This is a genomic window from Billgrantia lactosivorans (assembly GCF_003254665.1).
Lineage (GTDB): Bacteria > Pseudomonadota > Gammaproteobacteria > Pseudomonadales > Halomonadaceae > Halomonas > Halomonas lactosivorans.
Map to the genome: position 1 here is coordinate 93726 of NZ_QHGY01000006.1, position 16760 is coordinate 110485.

The window sequence follows — 16760 nt, forward strand, 5'->3', positions numbered from 1 at the left end:
CTCCGCCTATCCTTCCTGCCCGTCCACACGGGCACGCAATAGCGGCAGCGTATAATGAAACAGGAAGATGAGATAGGCGATGCACCAGAACAGGATGCTCAGGTTGTAGATCCAGTGGGTGATCTGGGGAAAGGCGGCGAGCACCGGTGAGCGCAGCAGGGCGGCGGTGAACATCAGGCCCAGCCCCACGCCGATGCCCGGCAGGGTGCGAATGGTACGCCCGGTATGGCCGAGCGACACCCGTGCCATCATCGCCAGCATCATGGAACCGATGCCGCCGATGGCCAGCGCATGCACGGCGAGTTCGACGCGAAACGCCCCCAGCAGCGCCATGGCCCACATCGCCAGGCCGACCGGGACGAAGGCGTAGCTCAGGTGGAGCCCCCACAGCAGCGGCTCGTGCAACGTACGGTGTCCCTCCCAGCGCGCCAGCCGCACGAAGCCGGCCAGCGCCGCCACCAGCATCACCGCCGCATGCAGCGCAGCGGGCACCGCCACGCCGGCAAGCGTCAGCAGCTGCAGCAGCACCACCGCCAGTACCGAGGCCAGGGTCAGCTTCTCCAGTTGCGGGATGGGAGCGGGCTGTGGCCGCCCCAGCTTGCGTGAGGTGAAGAAGGGGATCACCCGGCCGCCCAGCAGCACCATCAGCACGGCGATCAGCAGCACGGCCAAGTAGGCGCCCTCACGGATCAGCGCGAGCTTGCCCTGGGCCACGCCGACATGCATGGCCAGGTTGGCCGTGGCCAGCAGCAGCAGCACCGGCACGAACATCAGGTTGCGCCACAGCTTCGCTGCCACCACCAGGCGCGCCATGATCAGCGCGGCCAGCGGCAGGAAGGCCAGGTCGACGCTCGCCAGCAGCCATGGCGGCAGGCCAGAGGGGTACGCCAGCAGCAGCCGCGCCGCCAGCCACAGCGCCACCAGGCCGAGCAGCGGCGCACCGCTCACACTCTTGCGACCGGTCCAGTTCTGCACCGCGGTGAGCAGGAAGCCGGCCACCACCGCGGCGCCGAAGCCGAACAGCATCTCGTGCTGGTGCCACCACATCAGCCCGCCATGCGGCCGCAGCAGGATGTCGCCATGCCAGAACGCGAACCACACCACCATCGCCAGCACGCTGAACAGCGACGCCAGCAGGAAGAACGGGCGAAATGCCAGCCGCGCCAAGGGCAGGCGCGGCTGGCGGTCGACGGGAGGAGACGTGTTCATGGCGTATACCCGACTTGAATGCTAGGACAAGGCCATTATGGCGGTTCGCGTCGGGCGGCTTCATGACGCGTATCAAGAATGCTTCTTTTTAATCGCCACACAACCAATCATTGAGCGAGCGGGATGAAGCGCGAGGCGCACGATGCACAAGAACCGGAGCATATGGGGTATATGTGAGGATTCTGAGCAATCGTGCAACAAAGCGAATCGCCCGCGCAGCCAATGATTACTAGTGGCTCGTTCCTTCCTCGTACTGGGTCTTGTTCCACACGTTGTACTTGCCCGAGGGCTTTCTCATCGGCATGCGCCCCAGTTCCTCCAGGGTGTTGGCGTCTAGCCACAGCAGGTAGCCGTCGTCGTCCCAGATGCTCAGCAGCAGTGTCTCGCCGCGGCGGTCGAACTCGACGTGGGCGGCGGTCTTGCCCGGCTCGGGGATCAGCGTCTCGACGATCTCCAGGGTCCGCTTGTCGATCACGTGGATGCGGTCGTGGTTGGGGCCAAAGAAGACGTCGACCCAGGCGTAGGGCGAGTTCTCGTGGCTGCGCATGAAGAAGCCGGGGCCGTCGGTCGCGATCTCGCTGACCAGCGACCAGTCGCTCATGTCGAACACCGAGACCAGGCCGCGGTCGATGTGCGGCATCGCCATCACCCGCCGGCCGTCGAGCTCCCAGGTAATGCCGGCGCCCAGGTGCGGCATGCCATCCAGCGGCAGGTCGGCGACCTTGAGCTCGGCGCCCAGGTCGAACACCTGCCCACCTTGGCCGCCACGCGCCGCCCCCACCAGGTAGCGGTAGCCGGGATCGAAGAAGAAATCGTCGAGGTAGTCCGGCGCCGCCATGCGGTGCAGGGCGAAGTCGCCGACCAGCGCCTCGTCGCCCTCGGCCCGCTCCTCGGGCCAGCGGATCTCCCACACCTCGGGAATGTCCTTCAGCGCCACCACGAAGCTGTTGCGCGGCGGCGCGGTGTAGACGGCGCTGACCCGCGAAGTGTCGCCGTCGAGCCCCGCCACCGGAATGCTGGCGATCAGCTCGAGATTGCGCGCATCGAGCAGCACCAGCGAATGAGGCAGGTAGTTGCCGGCCAGCACGTAACGGCCGTCGGCGGAGACGGCGATATTGCGCATGTTGATGCCGGCGCGTACCTCGGCGGTGACCTCGAGGTTGTAGATGTCGTACTTGGTCACCCAGCCGTCGCGGGAGCCGAAGTAGACGTAGCGGCCGTCCGGCGAGTACTTGGGCCCGCCGTGCAGGGCGTAGCGGCTGGGGAAGCGGGCGATGCGCTCGAAGCGGTCGCCGTCGAGCAGGCTGACGTGGTGGTCGCCGATCTCCACCACGACGAACAAATTCTTGAGATCCTCCACCTCGAACACCGGCTCGTCGGGCAGCGTGCCGTGGTAGTGGTTGACCACGTGGCTGGCCAGGATGTCCGCATCGCTCCAGCTCGGTTCGACCTCGGGCCGCGCGTAGATCCACTCGGCCAGGGCGCCGACCTCGGCCTCGCCGAGCATCTCGCCGAAGGCCGGCATCTGGGTGGCCGGGCGGCCGTCGCGGATCACCTCGACGGCCTCGGCCGGCTTCAGCCGTGAGAGGTTGTCGGGCAGCAGCGCGGGACCGACGCCGCCCAGCCGATCGACACCGTGGCAGGCGGCGCAGTGCTGGTGGTAGAGCATGGCGGGGTCGGGGGCATCGGCCCAGGCCGGCAGGGCGAGGCCCAGCAGGGTGCCGAACCACAGCGCAAGTCGCATCACAGGGCTAGCCTCCTCGCGTCGATGCGTTCGGCATCGCAGCGGGTGAGCCGTGTCATGCCCGCGGCCAGGGTGTCGGCCAGGCGCACCACCTCGCCCACCACGATCAGCGTCGGCGGCTTGAGCGCCTCGCGCTCGATTGCCTCCTCCAGCTCACCCAGGGTGGTCAGCACGTGGCGCTGCCCGGGCGTCGTGCCGCGCTCCACCAGCGCCACCGGATGATCCGCCGGCAGGCCGTGGCGCTGCAGTTCGCGGCTGATCAGCCCGGCATTGGCCAGGCCCATGTAGAACACCACCGTATGGTGCGGCACTGCCAATGCGGCCCAGTCCAGCGCCAGCTCGCCGTCGGCCTTGGCGTGGCCGGTGACGAAGGTGACGCTCTGGGCGTGGTCACGGTGGGTGAGCGGAAACCCGGCGTAGCTCGAGCAGCCCGAGGCCGAGGTGATGCCCGGCACCACGCGAAAGCCGACGCCGCATTCGATCAGGTGCTCGGCCTCCTCACCGCCGCGGCCGAAGATGTACGGGTCGCCGCCCTTGAGGCGCAGCACCCGCTTGCCCTCGCGGGCCAGCTCGACCAGCAGGGCGTTGGTCTGCTCTTGGGGCAGCGAGTGATGGCTCGAGGCCTTGCCCACGTAGTAGCGCTTCGCCTCGGGGCGGGCCAGAGCCAGCACCTCCTCGGACACCAGGCGGTCGAACACCAGGCAGTCGGCCTGCTGCAGCAACGACAGCGCGCGCAGGGTCAGCAGGCCGGGATCGCCCGGGCCGGCACCGACGATGGCGACTTCACCGGGCGCCAGCGGTGCCTCGTCGTGGGCGAAACTCAGGTGTCGCGAATGACGGTGTGTGGTCATGGTCGGCCTCTCCCCGAAGCGTCAAACGGTCTTTTTTCGTGTTCCGGTTTCGTGTCGCGAGGCCTACAGCTCGATGGCCTGAATCGTGTCGAAGGGGGCGGCGACGCGGCGCTGACGACTCGGCTCGACGCCGATCTCCGCGTTGCTGAGGTAGCAGCCGGGATCCTCCTCCCAGGGGTCGCCGGTCACCTTCCATGCCCGTACCCGGGTATTGCCGTTGCAGATCGAAAGAAAGCGACACTCGGCGCAGCGCCCCTTGAGCGGACGCGGACGCTGGCGGAAGCCCTGCATCAGCGCATCCTGGCTGTCGCGCCAGATCTCGGAGAAGGGGCGCTGGCGCACGTTGCCGAGGTCGTGGTCCCACCAGAAGGTATCCGGGTGCACCGTCCCCAGGTTGTCGATATTGGCGATGTACTCGCCCGAGGCGTTGCCGCCCCAGTCGAGCAGGCGCCGCTCCAGCGCCTCGACCTTGTCGGGGAAATGCTCGCGGGCCCACATCAGCAGGAAGGGGCCATCGGCGTCGTTGTTGCCGGTGACGTACTCGCGCTCGACGCCGCGCTCGAGCTCGGTCCGGCAGTGGTCGAACAGGCGGGTCATGGCGTCGCGGGTCATCCGGTACCAGGCGTCCTGCTTGCGGTGGCGATGACCGCGGCCGCCGTAGTTGAGGTGCGAAAGGTAGAACTTGTCGACGTCGTGCTCGTCGATCAGCGCCAGGATGGCGTCGAGCTGCTCGTAGTTCTGTTGGGTCAGGGTGAAGCGCAGCCCCACCTTGATGCCGTGCTGCTTGCACAGCTTCACCGCATGCATCGACTCGCGAAACGCGCCCTTTCGGCGGCGGAACTCGTCATGAGTGGCCTCGAGGCCGTCGATGCTGATGCCCACGTAGTCGTAGCCGCACTCGGCGATGCGCGCGATGTTGCGCTCATTGATCAGGGTGCCGTTGGTGGAGAGCCCGGTGTAGATGCCCAGCTCCCGGGCGCGCCGAGAGATCTCGAAGATGTCGGGCCGCATCAGCGGCTCGCCGCCGGAGAGGATTAGCGCCGGCACATGGAACTGCTTGAGGTCGTCGAGGACGGTGAAGACCTCGGCGGTGGAAAGTTCGCCCTGGAAGTCGATGTCCGCCGACACCGTGTAGCAGTGCTTGCAGGTCAGGTTGCAGCGTCGGATCAGGTTCCAGATCACCACCGGGCCGGGGGGCTTGGGGGCCGGCCCCGCGGTGGCGTGACCGGCGGGGGCGGGCTCGAGCAGCGACTTGACGTAGCGGGTGACACGAAACATGCAAACCTCCTCTGGCGCTGAGCGAACCTCAGCGCGGCGGGCCGGGTCGGCGGGCGAGCCGCAGGCCGGTCTTCTTGAGAATGCGCGTGCTGTACAGGATGCGGTGGTCGCGGCAGGCATCGCCGAGCCGCTCGCGCAGCGCCTCGGCCTGGCGCTCGACCTCATCGCGCGTGTGCCCATGCAGCATGACGAACAGGTTGTAGGGCCAGTCGGGCAGGTGGCGCGGCCGGCGGTAGCAGTGGCTGACCCCTGGAACGGCGGCCACTTCGCGCCCGAGCCGGTCGATGCGAGCGTCGTCGACGTCCCATACGCTCATGCCGTTGGCCACGTAGCCCAGGCGGTAGTGATTGGGCACCGCGGCGATGCGGCGGATCACGCCGCTGTCGATCATGCGCTGCATGCGCGCGCGCACCTCATCGCCGGCCAGGCCGAGCGGCCTGCCTACCGCGCCCCAGGGGTCCGGTACCAGCGGCAGGCCGGCCTGGGTGGCCAGCACGATGGCGCGGTCGATGGCGTCGAGGCCGTTCACGCTGGCGTCTTCGGCTAGCGGCTCAGACGGGCAGGTGGAGTCGGACATGGAATTCCTCCTGCTTGGGCAGGTTGAAGACCGCAAGGCCGGTGGCGGCCTCGATCGCCGCGATCACTTCGCCGATGCGCTCGGGGGTCTCGGTGGCGAGCACGAACCACATGTTGAGGCGATGCTCGCGACGGTAGTTGTGGGCCACCTCGGGGAAGGCGTTGACCGCCGCGACAACCCGCTCGAAATCGGCTTCCGGCACCGCCAGCGCCGCCAGGGTCAGGCCGCCGCCCAGCCGTTCGGGGTGGTACATGGGCCCGAAGCGGCTCAGCACCCCGCCTTCGAGCAGCCGCTCGAGGCGGTAGAGCAGCTCCCCTTCGGAGAGCGACAGCTCGGCGGCCACCGCCGCATAGGGCGACGGTACCAGCGGCAGGCCCGCCTGCAGGCGGTTGACGATGCGCCGGTCGGCGTCGTCGAGTTCGGCCGGCTCCGACCGGGAGACGCGCTCGCCGCTCATGGCTGCTCCTCGTGGGTGTAGCGGCCGCCGCACTGCTTGTAGGCCTTGAGGCTGAACAGCACGCGGCGGGGAATGCCCTGCAGGCCGTGGCGCCCGACGATCTCGTCGAGCGCCGCCAGCACCCGCTCGCGGCGGCTGCCGTGGATCATGCAGAACAGGTTGTAGGGCCACTCGGGCGGCTGGCGACGGCGGCGGTAGCAGAGCGTCACGGCGGGCTCCGCGGCCAGCCGTCGCCCCATCTCGGCCACGCTCTCGTCAGGCAGGTCCCACACCACCATGGCGTTGGCGCGGATGCCCAGGGCGTGATGGCGAACGACCAAGCCCAGACGCTTGATCAGGCCCTCCCGCTGCCAGCACTCGACCCAGGCCAGCACCTCGCCTTCGCTCATGCCGCACTGCTCGGCCAGCGCTTGCCAGGGGCGCTCGGTCAGCGGCAGGCCGCGCTCGAGCAGCGCACGCAGCCGCTGCGGGCCAGCCGGGCCGGGGATCGTAGGAAGCGCTGCCGGTAAGCTCATGGCGCCTCCAGTTCGGCCCAGGGAATCGGGAAGCCGAGGTCGATGTGATAGCCCTCGACCATCGGCAGGCGCAGCAGCGGCCGGCCGAGCTCCTCCTCCAGCGCCTCCAGGCGCGCCTCGAGCTGCACCTCGTCGGCGGCCGTCATCACGAACCAGAGGTTGTAGCGATGCTCACGGGCATAGTTGTGGTTGACGCCGGGGGAGCGGTTGATCGCCGCCGCCACCGCGTCACGCTCGGCCTCGGGCACGGAAACGGCCGCCAGCAGGCTGGCCCCGGCGCGGGCATGGTCGAACACCGGCCCGACCCGGCTGAGCACCTCGCACCGCTGCAGGGCCTGGAGACGCTGCACCACCTGCGCCTCGCTCACGCCCAGGCGCTCGGCCATGGCGGCGAAGGGCCGCGGGCACAGCGGCAGGTCGCGCTGGAAGGCATCGATGAGGCGTCGGTCGAGTGCATCGAGTTCGGCCATGGGCAGGTACCGGGCGGACGATGGAGACATGATCTTAAGCGGTATCTTACATGCCACATCAGGCCCGAACGCCGCCATCGGCCGTGCCGTTGACGCAAGTCAAAAGACCCGAGCGACTTGGCGAGAGCTTGATGACGGTCAAGGCGGGCCCTTGTCCTGGGCGGGACACTGCGGCGACGGCCCGCTCCCTGCCTGACCCACCGCCACGCTGCGAGGTGCTGCATGACATCGCCGGTCCTGAGGTCGCTGCTCTTCACCACCCTGGCCCTGCCGGCCCTGGCCGGCGCCGACGCGCTCGGCCCCGAGCGCCAGGCCGAGCTCGAGACCCTGCTCTACCAGGACTGCGGCTCCTGCCACGGCATGACCCTGCGCGGCGGGCTGGGCCCGGCACTGCCCCGCGACCGCATGCAGGGCTTCAGCGCCGAGGCGCTCACGCACATCATCCGCCACGGCATTCCCGGTAGCGCCATGCCGGGCTGGAAGGCCCTGCTCAGCGAGGCGGAGGCACGCTGGATCGCCGACCACCTGCGCACCGACAACCGCCTGGAAACGCTGCAACGCGACTGACCCTGGAGATCGCCATGCCCCTTTCGCTCCCCACGAAGCGCCTGCTTGCCGCCGCTGGCCTGGCCCTGTTCACCACCGGCCCGGCTGCCGCCGAGACCGCTACGGGCAGCGAGCTGCGCGGCACCGGCGACCTGGGCGTGGTGATCGAGCGTGCCAGCGGCAGCGTGGCGCTGGTCGACACCACCCGCCGCGAGGTGCTGCGCCATGTCGACGGCTTCGGCGACCTCTCCCACGCCTCGGTCAAGTTCAGCCGCGATGCCAGGTACGCCTTCGTCTTCGGCCGCGATGGCGGGTTGACCAAGCTCGACGTGCTGACCGGGGAGATCGCCGGGCGCGTCATCCAGTCGGGCAACAGCATCGGCGGCGCCATCTCCCAGGACGGCCGCTTCGTGGCGGTGGGCAACTACGAGCCTGGCGGCGTGAAGGTGTTCGACAGCGAGACGCTGGCGCTGGTGGCCGACGTGCCGGCCGACTACGAGAAGGCCGACGGCACCATCGCCCAGGCCAAGGTGGTGGGCGTGGTCGACGCGCCCGGCAACCGCTTCGTCTTCAGCCTGTTCGAGGCCGGCGAGATCTGGACCCTGGACATGAGCGGCGACGAGCCGGTGCTCGACAAGCACCGCGACGTGGGCCAGGAGCCGTACGACGCCCTGATCAGCGGCAACGGGCGCTACTATATCGCCGGGCTGTTCGGCGAGGACGGCATGGCCCTGCTCGACCTGTGGCATCCCGAAAAGGGCGTGGAGCGAATCCTGCCCGGCTACGGCCGCGGCGAGGAGCGCCTGCCGGTCTACAAGATGCCCCACCTGGAGGGCTGGGCGATGGCCGGCGACCGCGCCTTCTTTCCCGCGGTGGGGCGCCACGAGGTGCTGGTGGCCGACAGCGACGACTGGTCGCTGGTCGGACGCATCCCGGTGCAGGGGCAGCCGATCTTCGTCATGAGCCGCCCCGACGAGCGCCAGGTGTGGGTCACCTTCGCCCATCCCGACAACGGCCGGGTGCAGGTGATCGACACCCAGACCCTGGCGGTGATCGAGACCCTCGAGCCGGGGGAATCGATCCTGCACAAGGAGTTCACCCCACGCGGCGAGCACATCTGGATCTCGGCGCGGGACAGCAATCAGGTGGTGGTCTACGACACCCGCACCTTCGAGGAGCTGGCGCGCCTGCCCGCCGAGTCGCCCAGCGGGATCTTCTTCACCCACCGGGCCCACCAGATCGGCCTGTAGACAAATGCCTGCGTTCATATCTTGACACGCTCTCGCGCCGCCGCTAAACCAAGGAAAACAATAACGATTTTCCTGACGCGAGAGCCTCTTGATGGATATCAATCATATCCTGCAACTGCCTTTCACCCATCAAGGTGGCTGGCAGCAGCTGCGCCGCGAGCGCCCCTCCCTCAACGCCCTGATCCTGCGCGTGGTGCTGCCGCTGTCGCTGCTGCCGCCGGTGATGCTGCACTACGCCATCTACCGGCACGGCGACGCCCTGCTGTCCGGCCTGGCCGAGCGCCCCTGGGCCATCATCGCCCCGGCGCTGTTCACCGCCGAGCTGCTCACCTTCCTGGTGATGGGCTGGCTGATCCACGGCGTGGCGCGCGCCCACCGCCTGCGGCTGAGCCACCGCGACGCCTACTTCCTCGCCGCCATGGCGCCGCTGCCGCTGTGGTTCTCCTCGCTGACGCTGTTCGTTCCCGACATGGTGTTCATCGTCTGTGGCGTGCTGCTGGCGATGATGCTGTCGTGCGGGCTGATCTACCACGGCCTGCAGGCGCTCGCCGAGCGTGAGGAGGACGACATCATGGTGATGTCGGCCACCTACACGGTCATGGCCTTCGGGCTGATGGCGTGGGGCATTCTTCTGGCCCTGGTCTGGGCCCTGTAGCGCGCTTGCCGCACAGCCCCCAGTCGTCGAACAGCACGTAGAGCGCCGGGATCGCCACCAGCACCAGTACGGTGGCGCTGAGCAGGCCGAACACCACCGAGATCACCAGCGGCTTGATGGCCGCCGCCTGGGTGCTGGTCTCGGCCAGCAGCGGCAGCAGACCGGCGATGGTCGTCGTCGTCGAGATCAGGATGGCGCGCAGCCGGTCGCGGCTGGCCTGCCCCGCCGCCGCCACGGCATCCAGGCCACGTTCGCGGTGGGCCTTTATGAACTGGATCAGCAGGATGGCGTTGTTGACCACGATGCCGGCCAGCGACGCCGCGCCGATCAGCGACGGCAGGGAGAGGTAGTAGCCCATCAGCACGTGTCCCCACAGTGCCCCGATGAACGCCAGCGGGATCGACAGCATCACGATCAGCGGCTCGATGTAGCTGCGGAACTGGAACGACAGGATCACGAAGATGCCCAGCAGGCCGATCAGCAGGCCGCGACGGATCGAGGCGCCGGTCTCGGCGGAGCTGGCCACCTGCCCCTCGAAGGCCAGGTCCACGTCGGGGTGGCGCGCCTGGAAGGCCGACAGCCAGCCGCGGCTTCTCAGGTCGTCGACGATGGCCTGACCGCTGGCCTGGCGAGCATCGACGCTGGCCTCCACGGTGACGGTGCGCCGCCCGTCGAGGCGGGTGATGCGCGCCCAGTCGCGGCGCGCCTCCACGTCGGCCACCACCGAGAGCGGCACCCGGCTGCCGTCGGGCAGAGTGATCGTCAGATCGGCCAGGTCATCCAGGTCATCGCGGTCGGCTTGCGCCTGGCGCACCAGCACCTCGATCTCCTGCTTGCCGATGCGCTGGGTATCGGCGACTTCACCGAGCAGGGCCGCACGCAGCTGACCGGCCACCTCCTCGGCGGAGAGGCCCAGGCCGTGGGCGCCTTCGGCCAGCGAGTAGGCGCGCTGGGGCTTGCCCAGGCGCAGGTCGTCGATGACGTTGTAGACGGCATCGTAGCTCCCCAGTTGGCTGGCCAGCTCCGTGGCGGCCGCCTTCAGGGCATCCAGCTCCTCGCCGACAAGCCGCACCTCGATCGGCACGCCAGCGGGACCGAGCCCCGGCTCCTGGATGATCAGGCGCTGCAGCCCATCGATCTCGCCGATCGCCTCCTGCCAGGCCGCGGTCAGCTCGTCGAGGGTGACGCGGCGCCGCTCGGCGGTGAGCAGGTCGACGCTGACCGTGGCCACGTGCGGTCCCGACTCCCTGGCGCTGGGGTTGTGGTTGAAGCGCACCTGGATCGCCTCCACCAGCGCAGCACCCTCCGGTTGGTCGGGCGAATAACGCGCGTCGAGCTCGCGCATGGCCGCTTCGACCCGCTCGGCCACCGCCTCGGTGCGCGCCAGCGGCGTGCCCTGGGGCATCAGGATGCGCGCCTCCAGCACGTCGCCGTCGATGTCGGGCATCGCCTCGCTGCCGATATGGCCGCCGGCCATGAAGCCGACCGAGCCCAGCAGCACGGCCAGCATGGCCCCCAGCACCGCGTGGCGCCAGCGGATCGCCCCGTCGGCGAACCGGCCCACTCCCTCACGAAACCGCTCGAAGCCGCTGTCGAAGGCGGTGCGTAGACGCGAGTCGTGGCCGCGCCGAAGGTGGCTCACGCTGCCCTTCAGGTGGTGGGGGAGAATCCAGAACGCCTCGACCAGGCTCGCTGCCAGGGCGGCGACCAGCACCACCGGCAGCACCTCGAGCACCGCCCCCAGCTCGCCGGCCAGGAAGGAGAGCGGCAGGAATACCGCCGCGGTGGTCAGGAACGACGACAGTACCCCGGGCAGTACCTGGCGGGTGCCGGCCACCACCGCCGCGAGCGGCGTGTTGCTCACGCCGGCGCGGGCGGCGATGCTGTCGGTGATGACGATGGTGTCGTCCATGACGATGCCGATGGCCATCAGCAGCGCCACCAGGGTGATCATGTTGAGCGACAGCCCGGTGAGCGCCATCACCACGAAGGCGCCCATGAAGGCCGCCGGCAGCCCCAGCACCGCCCACAGCGCCAGGCGGGGGCGGAAGAACAGGCTCATCACCAGGATCACCAGCACCAGGCCCATGATGCCGTTGACGACCAGCATCCGCAGGCGGTCGCGCACGATGCCGGTCATGTCCTGGGTCAGGCTCAACGAGATGCCCGCGTCGAAGCGCTGCCGCTCCGCCTCGACCAGCGCCTCGAGACGTGCCTTCACCGCCAGGGCATCGTCATGCAGACTCTTGCTCACCGCCAGCACCAGCGCCGGCTCGCCGTTGAAGCGAAGCTGCTCCTCCTCGCGCTCGCCGGCTTCGGTGAGGGTGGCGATGTCGCCCAGGGTCAGCTCGCCGCCGGCCCGATCGGAGACCACCACGAGACTTTCCAGCTCGCGCAACGAGCGTCGCTGGTCGCTGAAGCGCAGCAGGATGTCGCGATCCGGCGTCTCCAGGGTGCCCAGCGGCAGGTCCAGGCTCTGGGCAGCGATGCGTCGCGCCAGCTCGCGGGCCGAGAGGCCATGCTGGCCGAGCACCTCGCCGGGCACCTCCACCTGCCACTGGCGCTGGGACATGCCGTGGATCGCCACGTCGGCGACGCCCGGCAGCGCCATGATGCGCTGCTCCAGGCGCAGGGCATACGCCTCGAGCTGGCGGAGAGGCATGTCGGCGGAGACCGCGATCGCGGCCACCGGGTCGCTGCGGTGCAGTTCACGCACCACCGGCGGCTCGGCCCGCGCGGGCAGCTCGGTCATCGCCCCCACCTCGGTGTCGATCTCGCTGAGGAAGCGCAGGGCGTTGCCGCCGGCCTGCATGGTCGCGGTGGCGCTGGCCAGGTTGTCCTGGGCCACGCAGACGAACTCGTCGAGGTACGGGACGCCTGCCACCGCCTCGTGCAGGCGGCGGCACACGGCGTCCTCGACGTCGGCGGCGCTCGCCCCGCGATAGACCACCTCGATGCTCGCCTCCACCGGCCGATAGTCGGGGAAGGTCTCGCGCTTGAGCTGTGGGGCAGCGAAGAGCCCCGCGGCCAGCAACAGCAGCAGCAGCAGGTTGGCTGCCGTGGGATGACCCGCAAACCAGCGGATCATGGTCGCTCTCCCGCCGCCCGCTCGACCAGCCGACGCTCGAGCGCTTCGTCACGCCGGGGGGCCAGCGCCATGCCCTGTATGGCGTTGTCGAGGTCGTCCACCACCACCCGGTCGCCCGGCGCGAGGCCCGCGGCGACCACCGCCAGCCCGCCCTGCTCGAACGCGACCTCCATCTGACGGCGCACCAGGCGGTCCTCGTCGTCCACCAGGTACAGCTCCCCCTGGTGTACCGCGCTGGCCGGCACCGCCAGCAGCGGCTCGCGGCTCGGCGTCGAGAGACGCACCCGGGTGTACATGTCGCGCTGCAGCGGCGGGCGATCGGGCGGCAGGACATCCCGGTAGGGATCCGCGACGCGAACCACCGCGCGCACGGTGCGCGTGGCCGGGTCCAGGCCGCTGGCGACCCGCACCAGCCGCCCCGTCCAGCCCACGCCCTCGGCGCCGACCAGCGCCACTTCGGCCTCGATGTCGGCCAGCGCCAGGCGCTCGCTCAGCTCCAGCGCGCTGCGGGGCGGCTCGTCGGGCACCGCGCCCGCCAGCAGGCGCCGCATCATGGCGATGGGGACATGCGCCTCGACCTCGGCCGCCGCCAGGCTGTCGGCCTGGAACAGCCGCTGGCCGGCGTGCACGAACTGGTGCCGCTCCACCTCGACGTCGGCCAGGCGCAGGTCGTAGGGGGCCACGATGCGAGTATCCTCCAGATCGCGCCGGGCCTGGGCCAGGCGCGTGGCGGCACGCTCGCGCTGGGCGGCGAGGACGTCGCGCCGAGACGGCAGCAGCGACAGGGTGTTCTCCTGCGCGGCCACCGCCAGGCGCTGCCCCACGGTAGTGCGGCGCTGCTCGTCGCGTCGCGAGGTGGAAACCGAGCCGTTCTCCGCCAGGCGCTCGATGCGCGACAGCTCCTGCTCGGCCAGGGCGAGCGCCTCCTGCTCCAGCGCCAGCAGGCGGCGGGCGTTGTCCGCTTCGGCCTCGAGCTGCTCGCGTTCGGCGGCCAGGCTGGCCAGCTCGGCCTCGGCTTCGGCGACGACCAGCTCGTAGCGGCTGGGGTCCAGCGCCACCAGCAGGGTGCCCGCGGCCAGCAGGGTGCCATTCTCCAGCTCGGGGTGGCGCTCCACGACGGGGCCGCTGACGTTGGCCACCGCCTGCCAGGTCTCGGCCGGGCGCGCCACGCCGTGGCCGCGCGCCTCGAGGCGAAACGGCAGGGGCCGGGCCTCGATGACCCGCACCGGAAGCGCCGATACCGTCGTTTCCTCGCGCTCGGGGGCCTCTCGGTTGCCCACGAGCACCACCAGCAGCGCCGTGCCCGCGGCGACCCCGGCGAGTACCGCCAATGCCCGCCCCAGGCGCTGGCCGCGGCGGCTCACGGGGCCACCTCGCGTGCGGCATGGATGCCATGGCAGTAGAGCTCGAAGGCCCCCCGGGCCTGTCGGGCGACATGGCTCACGTTGCCGATCATCAACGTCTGCATGACCAGCCCCTGGATGGTACCGATGAACTGCGTGGCGGCGGCCTCGATGTCGAGCCCCTGGCGCAGTTCACCGGTGGCCTGGGCCTGGCCCAGCAGTTGCTCGACCCGTTCGCGGTAGCGAAACAGCAGGGTACGCACCAGGCGCCGGGCCGGAGTCGGCCGCGCATGCTGCAGCTGCCCCATCATCAGCCGGGGCACGCCGGGGTGCTCGACGATGAAGGCGATGTGGGCATGGAACATCGCCTCCAGCGCGGCAAGGGGGCCGTCGGCTTCGGCAGACGTTGCGGCGGCATCCAGCCGCTGCATCACGCGCTCGCCCACCCAGCCGATCACGGCCTCCCAGATGGCGTCCTTGCTCGGGAAATGGCGAAACAGCGCGCCCTGGGTCACACGCATGTGCCTGGCGATGGCGCCCGTGGTGATATTGGCCGGGTCATCCTGCGCACTCAGCTCGACCACCGCCTCGATCGTGCGCTCACGGCGGGCCTCGGCGGAAAGGGTGCGTTTGGTCGTCATGTGAGCCTCGCCATAAGATAGTAATCGATTACTATCTTATGGCGCAGTGCCTCGCACCGCCAGCACTATCCCGCTTCGCCATGACCCTCATCAAAAGCGGCACTCGCGTAGTCGACTAGCATGGTCGGGTTTACCCAGACTGCGAGGAGAGCGACATGGAGCTCGTCTGCCCGGCCGGCAACCTGCCGGCCCTGAAGCGGGCGGTGGATGAAGGCGCCGATGCCGTCTACTTCGGCTTCCAGAACGCCACCAACGCCCGGCAGTTCGCCGGCCTCAACTTCACCGACAAGCGCGCCCGCGAAGGCATCGACTACGCCCATGCCCGCGGCAAGCGGGTGTTCTGTGCCATCAACACCTATCCGCAGCCCGACGGCTGGGCCCAGTGGACCCGCGCCGTGGACCAGGCCGCCGAGCTCGGCGTCGATGCCCTGATCATGGCCGACATGGGCCTGCTCGACTACGCCGCTCGGCGCTACCCCGACCTCGCCCGCCACCTCTCGGTGCAGGGCTCGGCCACCAGCCATGAGGCCCTGCGCTTCTACCACGACCAGTTCGGCATCAAGCGCGCCGTACTGCCGCGGGTGCTCTCCATCACCCAGGTGCGCGACCTGGCCAGGCAGAGCCCGGTGGAGCTCGAGGTGTTCGCCTTCGGCAGCCTGTGCATCATGGCCGAAGGGCGCTGCTACCTGTCGTCGTACCTCACCAGCGAGTCGCCCAATACCCGCGGGGTCTGCTCGCCGGCGGCCCACGTACGCTGGGAGGAGACCCCGCAAGGGCTGGAGTCGCGGCTCAACGGCGTGCTGATCGACCGCTATGGCGAGGGCGAGCGGGCCGGCTACCCCACTCTGTGCAAGGGGCGCTTCGAGGTCGGCGGCGAGACCTACCACGCCATCGAGGAGCCCACCAGCCTCAACACCCTGGAGCTGCTGCCGGAGCTCGCCGAACTCGGCATCAGCGCGGTGAAGATCGAGGGCCGCCAGCGCAGCCCCGCCTACGTGTCGAAGGTGGCGGGGATCTGGCGCCAGGCGCTGGACCGCCTGGCGAAGACGCCCGAGCGCTTCCACCCCGACCCCGCCTGGATGGCGAGCCTCGGCGAAGTCTCCGAGGGCGCCACCACCACCCTGGGCGCCTACGAACGCCGCTGGAAATAGGAGGTTTCATGTCATCCGATTCCCTGCAGCTCGCCCTGGGCCCGGTGCTGTTCTACTGGACCCGCGAGCGCTACGCCGACTTCTACCGCGAGGCCGCCGACTGGCCGGTTCAGATCGTCACCCTGGGCGAGTCCGTCTGCTCTCGCCGCCGCGACATGAAGCTCGACGACTGGCTCGGCATCGGCCGCGAGCTGGCCCAGAGCGGCAAGCAGGTGGTGCTGGCGAGCCAGACCCTGATCGAGTCCGAGGCCGACCTGCGCGACCTGCGCAAGCTGTGCGACAACGGCGAGTTCACCGTCGAGGCCAATGACCAGAGCGCCCTGCAGCGCCTGAGCGCCGCCGGCCTGCCTTTCGTTGCCGGGGCGGCGCTGAACCTCTACAACCCGGCTTCCATCGGCGTGATGGCCCGGGCCGGCATGCGCCGCTGGCAGGCGCCGGTGGAGATGTCGCGCGACGACCTCGCCCGGCTGCTCGCCGACTGCGCCGCCGAAGGGCTCGAGCGGCCTTGCGAGGTGTTCGCCTACGGCCACCTGCCGCTGGCCTGGTCGTCGCGCTGCTTCACCGCGCGGCGCCACCAGAAGCCCAAGGACCGCTGCCAGTTCGTATGCCAGAAGTACCCCGAGGGCCTGGCACTGCGCTCACAGGAGTCGAAGGAAGTGTTCACGCTGAACGGCATCCAGACCCTCTCCGGCGCCTGCCAGGACCTGCGCCACGAGATCAAAGACATGGCCGCGATGGGCGTGGCCGTGGCGCGCCTGAGCCCGCGTGCCGAGGGCATGGCCGAGGTGGTCGCCGCCTTCGACGCCGCCCGCCGCGGCGAGCTGCCCGCCGCCGACCCGCTCAGCCTGGTCGAGGCCGAGGTATGCGACGGCTACTGGCACGGCCGCCCGGGCATGGACAACAGCCGGCTGCCCGCCGGCTGAGCGGCTGCATGCCAGGCGCCGGGCAACGCACCGTCGTTCCGTCGCTGAACCGCCGGGCCAGC

General features: G+C 69.8%; 16 protein-coding genes. 5 read left to right on the forward strand and 11 right to left on the reverse strand.

The genetic code is table 11. The features are described from left to right. Positions 1-6: 6 nt before the first annotated feature. The 8 genes from DIS04_RS14005 to DIS04_RS14040 form a co-directional block, all read right to left on the reverse strand. On the reverse strand, positions 7-1209 hold the full coding sequence (locus tag DIS04_RS14005; RefSeq protein WP_111414408.1) for an NnrS family protein: 1203 nt from the start codon (positions 1207-1209) through the stop codon (positions 7-9). A 229-nt stretch (positions 1210-1438) separates the two neighbouring features. After that, positions 1439-2953, reverse strand: a complete 1515-nt coding sequence (locus tag DIS04_RS14010) for a nitrite reductase (protein ID WP_111414409.1) — start codon at positions 2951-2953, stop codon at positions 1439-1441. Further along, positions 2953-3804: a uroporphyrinogen-III C-methyltransferase gene (cobA, locus tag DIS04_RS14015; RefSeq protein ID WP_111414410.1), complete on the reverse strand. Its 852-nt coding sequence runs from the start codon at positions 3802-3804 to the stop codon at positions 2953-2955. The genes DIS04_RS14010 and cobA overlap by 1 nt, the downstream gene beginning before the upstream one ends. Before the next feature lie 63 nt (positions 3805-3867). Further along, entirely contained in the window at positions 3868-5082 is a 1215-nt protein-coding gene (nirJ, locus tag DIS04_RS14020; protein WP_111414411.1) for a heme d1 biosynthesis radical SAM protein NirJ, read from the reverse strand. A 28-nt stretch (positions 5083-5110) separates the two neighbouring features. Continuing rightward, a complete protein-coding gene (gene ahbB, locus DIS04_RS14025) occupies positions 5111-5659 on the reverse strand; it encodes a siroheme decarboxylase subunit beta (RefSeq protein ID WP_111414412.1) in 549 nt (182 codons plus the stop codon). Beyond that, complete coding sequence (locus DIS04_RS14030) at positions 5634-6116, reverse strand: Lrp/AsnC family transcriptional regulator (protein WP_111414413.1); 483 nt, start codon at positions 6114-6116, stop codon at positions 5634-5636. The genes ahbB (DIS04_RS14025) and DIS04_RS14030 overlap by 26 nt, the downstream gene beginning before the upstream one ends. After that, entirely contained in the window at positions 6113-6631 is a 519-nt protein-coding gene (gene ahbB / locus DIS04_RS14035; protein ID WP_111414414.1) for a siroheme decarboxylase subunit beta, read from the reverse strand. The genes DIS04_RS14030 and ahbB (DIS04_RS14035) overlap by 4 nt, the downstream gene beginning before the upstream one ends. Beyond that, positions 6628-7131, reverse strand: a complete 504-nt coding sequence (locus tag DIS04_RS14040) for an Lrp/AsnC family transcriptional regulator (RefSeq protein WP_245904570.1) — start codon at positions 7129-7131, stop codon at positions 6628-6630. The genes ahbB (DIS04_RS14035) and DIS04_RS14040 overlap by 4 nt, the downstream gene beginning before the upstream one ends. Before the next feature lie 192 nt (positions 7132-7323). Between DIS04_RS14040 and DIS04_RS14045 the strand changes: the two genes are divergently transcribed. From DIS04_RS14045 to DIS04_RS14055, 3 genes are all read left to right on the forward strand, one after another. Further along, positions 7324-7668 (forward strand): c-type cytochrome, encoded by a 345-nt coding sequence (locus tag DIS04_RS14045; RefSeq protein WP_111414416.1) that lies wholly within the window; start codon positions 7324-7326, stop codon positions 7666-7668. A gap of 14 nt (positions 7669-7682) precedes the next feature. Continuing rightward, positions 7683-8897, forward strand: coding sequence for a cytochrome D1 domain-containing protein (locus DIS04_RS14050; protein ID WP_111414417.1), 1215 nt, complete (start codon positions 7683-7685; stop codon positions 8895-8897). A gap of 91 nt (positions 8898-8988) precedes the next feature. Beyond that, complete coding sequence (locus DIS04_RS14055) at positions 8989-9552, forward strand: YIP1 family protein (RefSeq protein WP_111414475.1); 564 nt, start codon at positions 8989-8991, stop codon at positions 9550-9552. Here DIS04_RS14055 and DIS04_RS14060 read toward each other — a convergent pair. The 3 genes from DIS04_RS14060 to DIS04_RS14070 are packed head-to-tail and all read right to left on the reverse strand — an operon-like array spanning position 9494 to position 14624. Next, positions 9494-12640, reverse strand: coding sequence for an efflux RND transporter permease subunit (locus DIS04_RS14060; RefSeq protein ID WP_111414418.1), 3147 nt, complete (start codon positions 12638-12640; stop codon positions 9494-9496). The genes DIS04_RS14055 and DIS04_RS14060 overlap by 59 nt on opposite strands. Further along, on the reverse strand, positions 12637-14004 hold the full coding sequence (locus DIS04_RS20855; RefSeq protein WP_111414419.1) for an efflux RND transporter periplasmic adaptor subunit: 1368 nt from the start codon (positions 14002-14004) through the stop codon (positions 12637-12639). Before DIS04_RS20855 ends, DIS04_RS14060 begins: the two co-directional genes overlap by 4 nt. Next, positions 14001-14624, reverse strand: coding sequence for a TetR/AcrR family transcriptional regulator (locus tag DIS04_RS14070; RefSeq protein WP_111414420.1), 624 nt, complete (start codon positions 14622-14624; stop codon positions 14001-14003). Before DIS04_RS14070 ends, DIS04_RS20855 begins: the two co-directional genes overlap by 4 nt. 155 nt (positions 14625-14779) lie before the next feature. Between DIS04_RS14070 and ubiU the strand changes: the two genes are divergently transcribed. Continuing rightward, positions 14780-15775 carry a ubiquinone anaerobic biosynthesis protein UbiU gene (gene ubiU, locus DIS04_RS14075; protein WP_111414421.1) on the forward strand — a complete coding sequence of 332 codons (996 nt, stop codon included), beginning with the start codon at positions 14780-14782 and terminating at the stop codon, positions 15773-15775. Positions 15776-15783: 8 nt separating this feature from the next. Beyond that, complete coding sequence (locus DIS04_RS14080; protein ID WP_111414422.1) at positions 15784-16698, forward strand: U32 family peptidase; 915 nt, start codon at positions 15784-15786, stop codon at positions 16696-16698. The last annotated feature ends 62 nt before the right edge of the window (positions 16699-16760 follow it).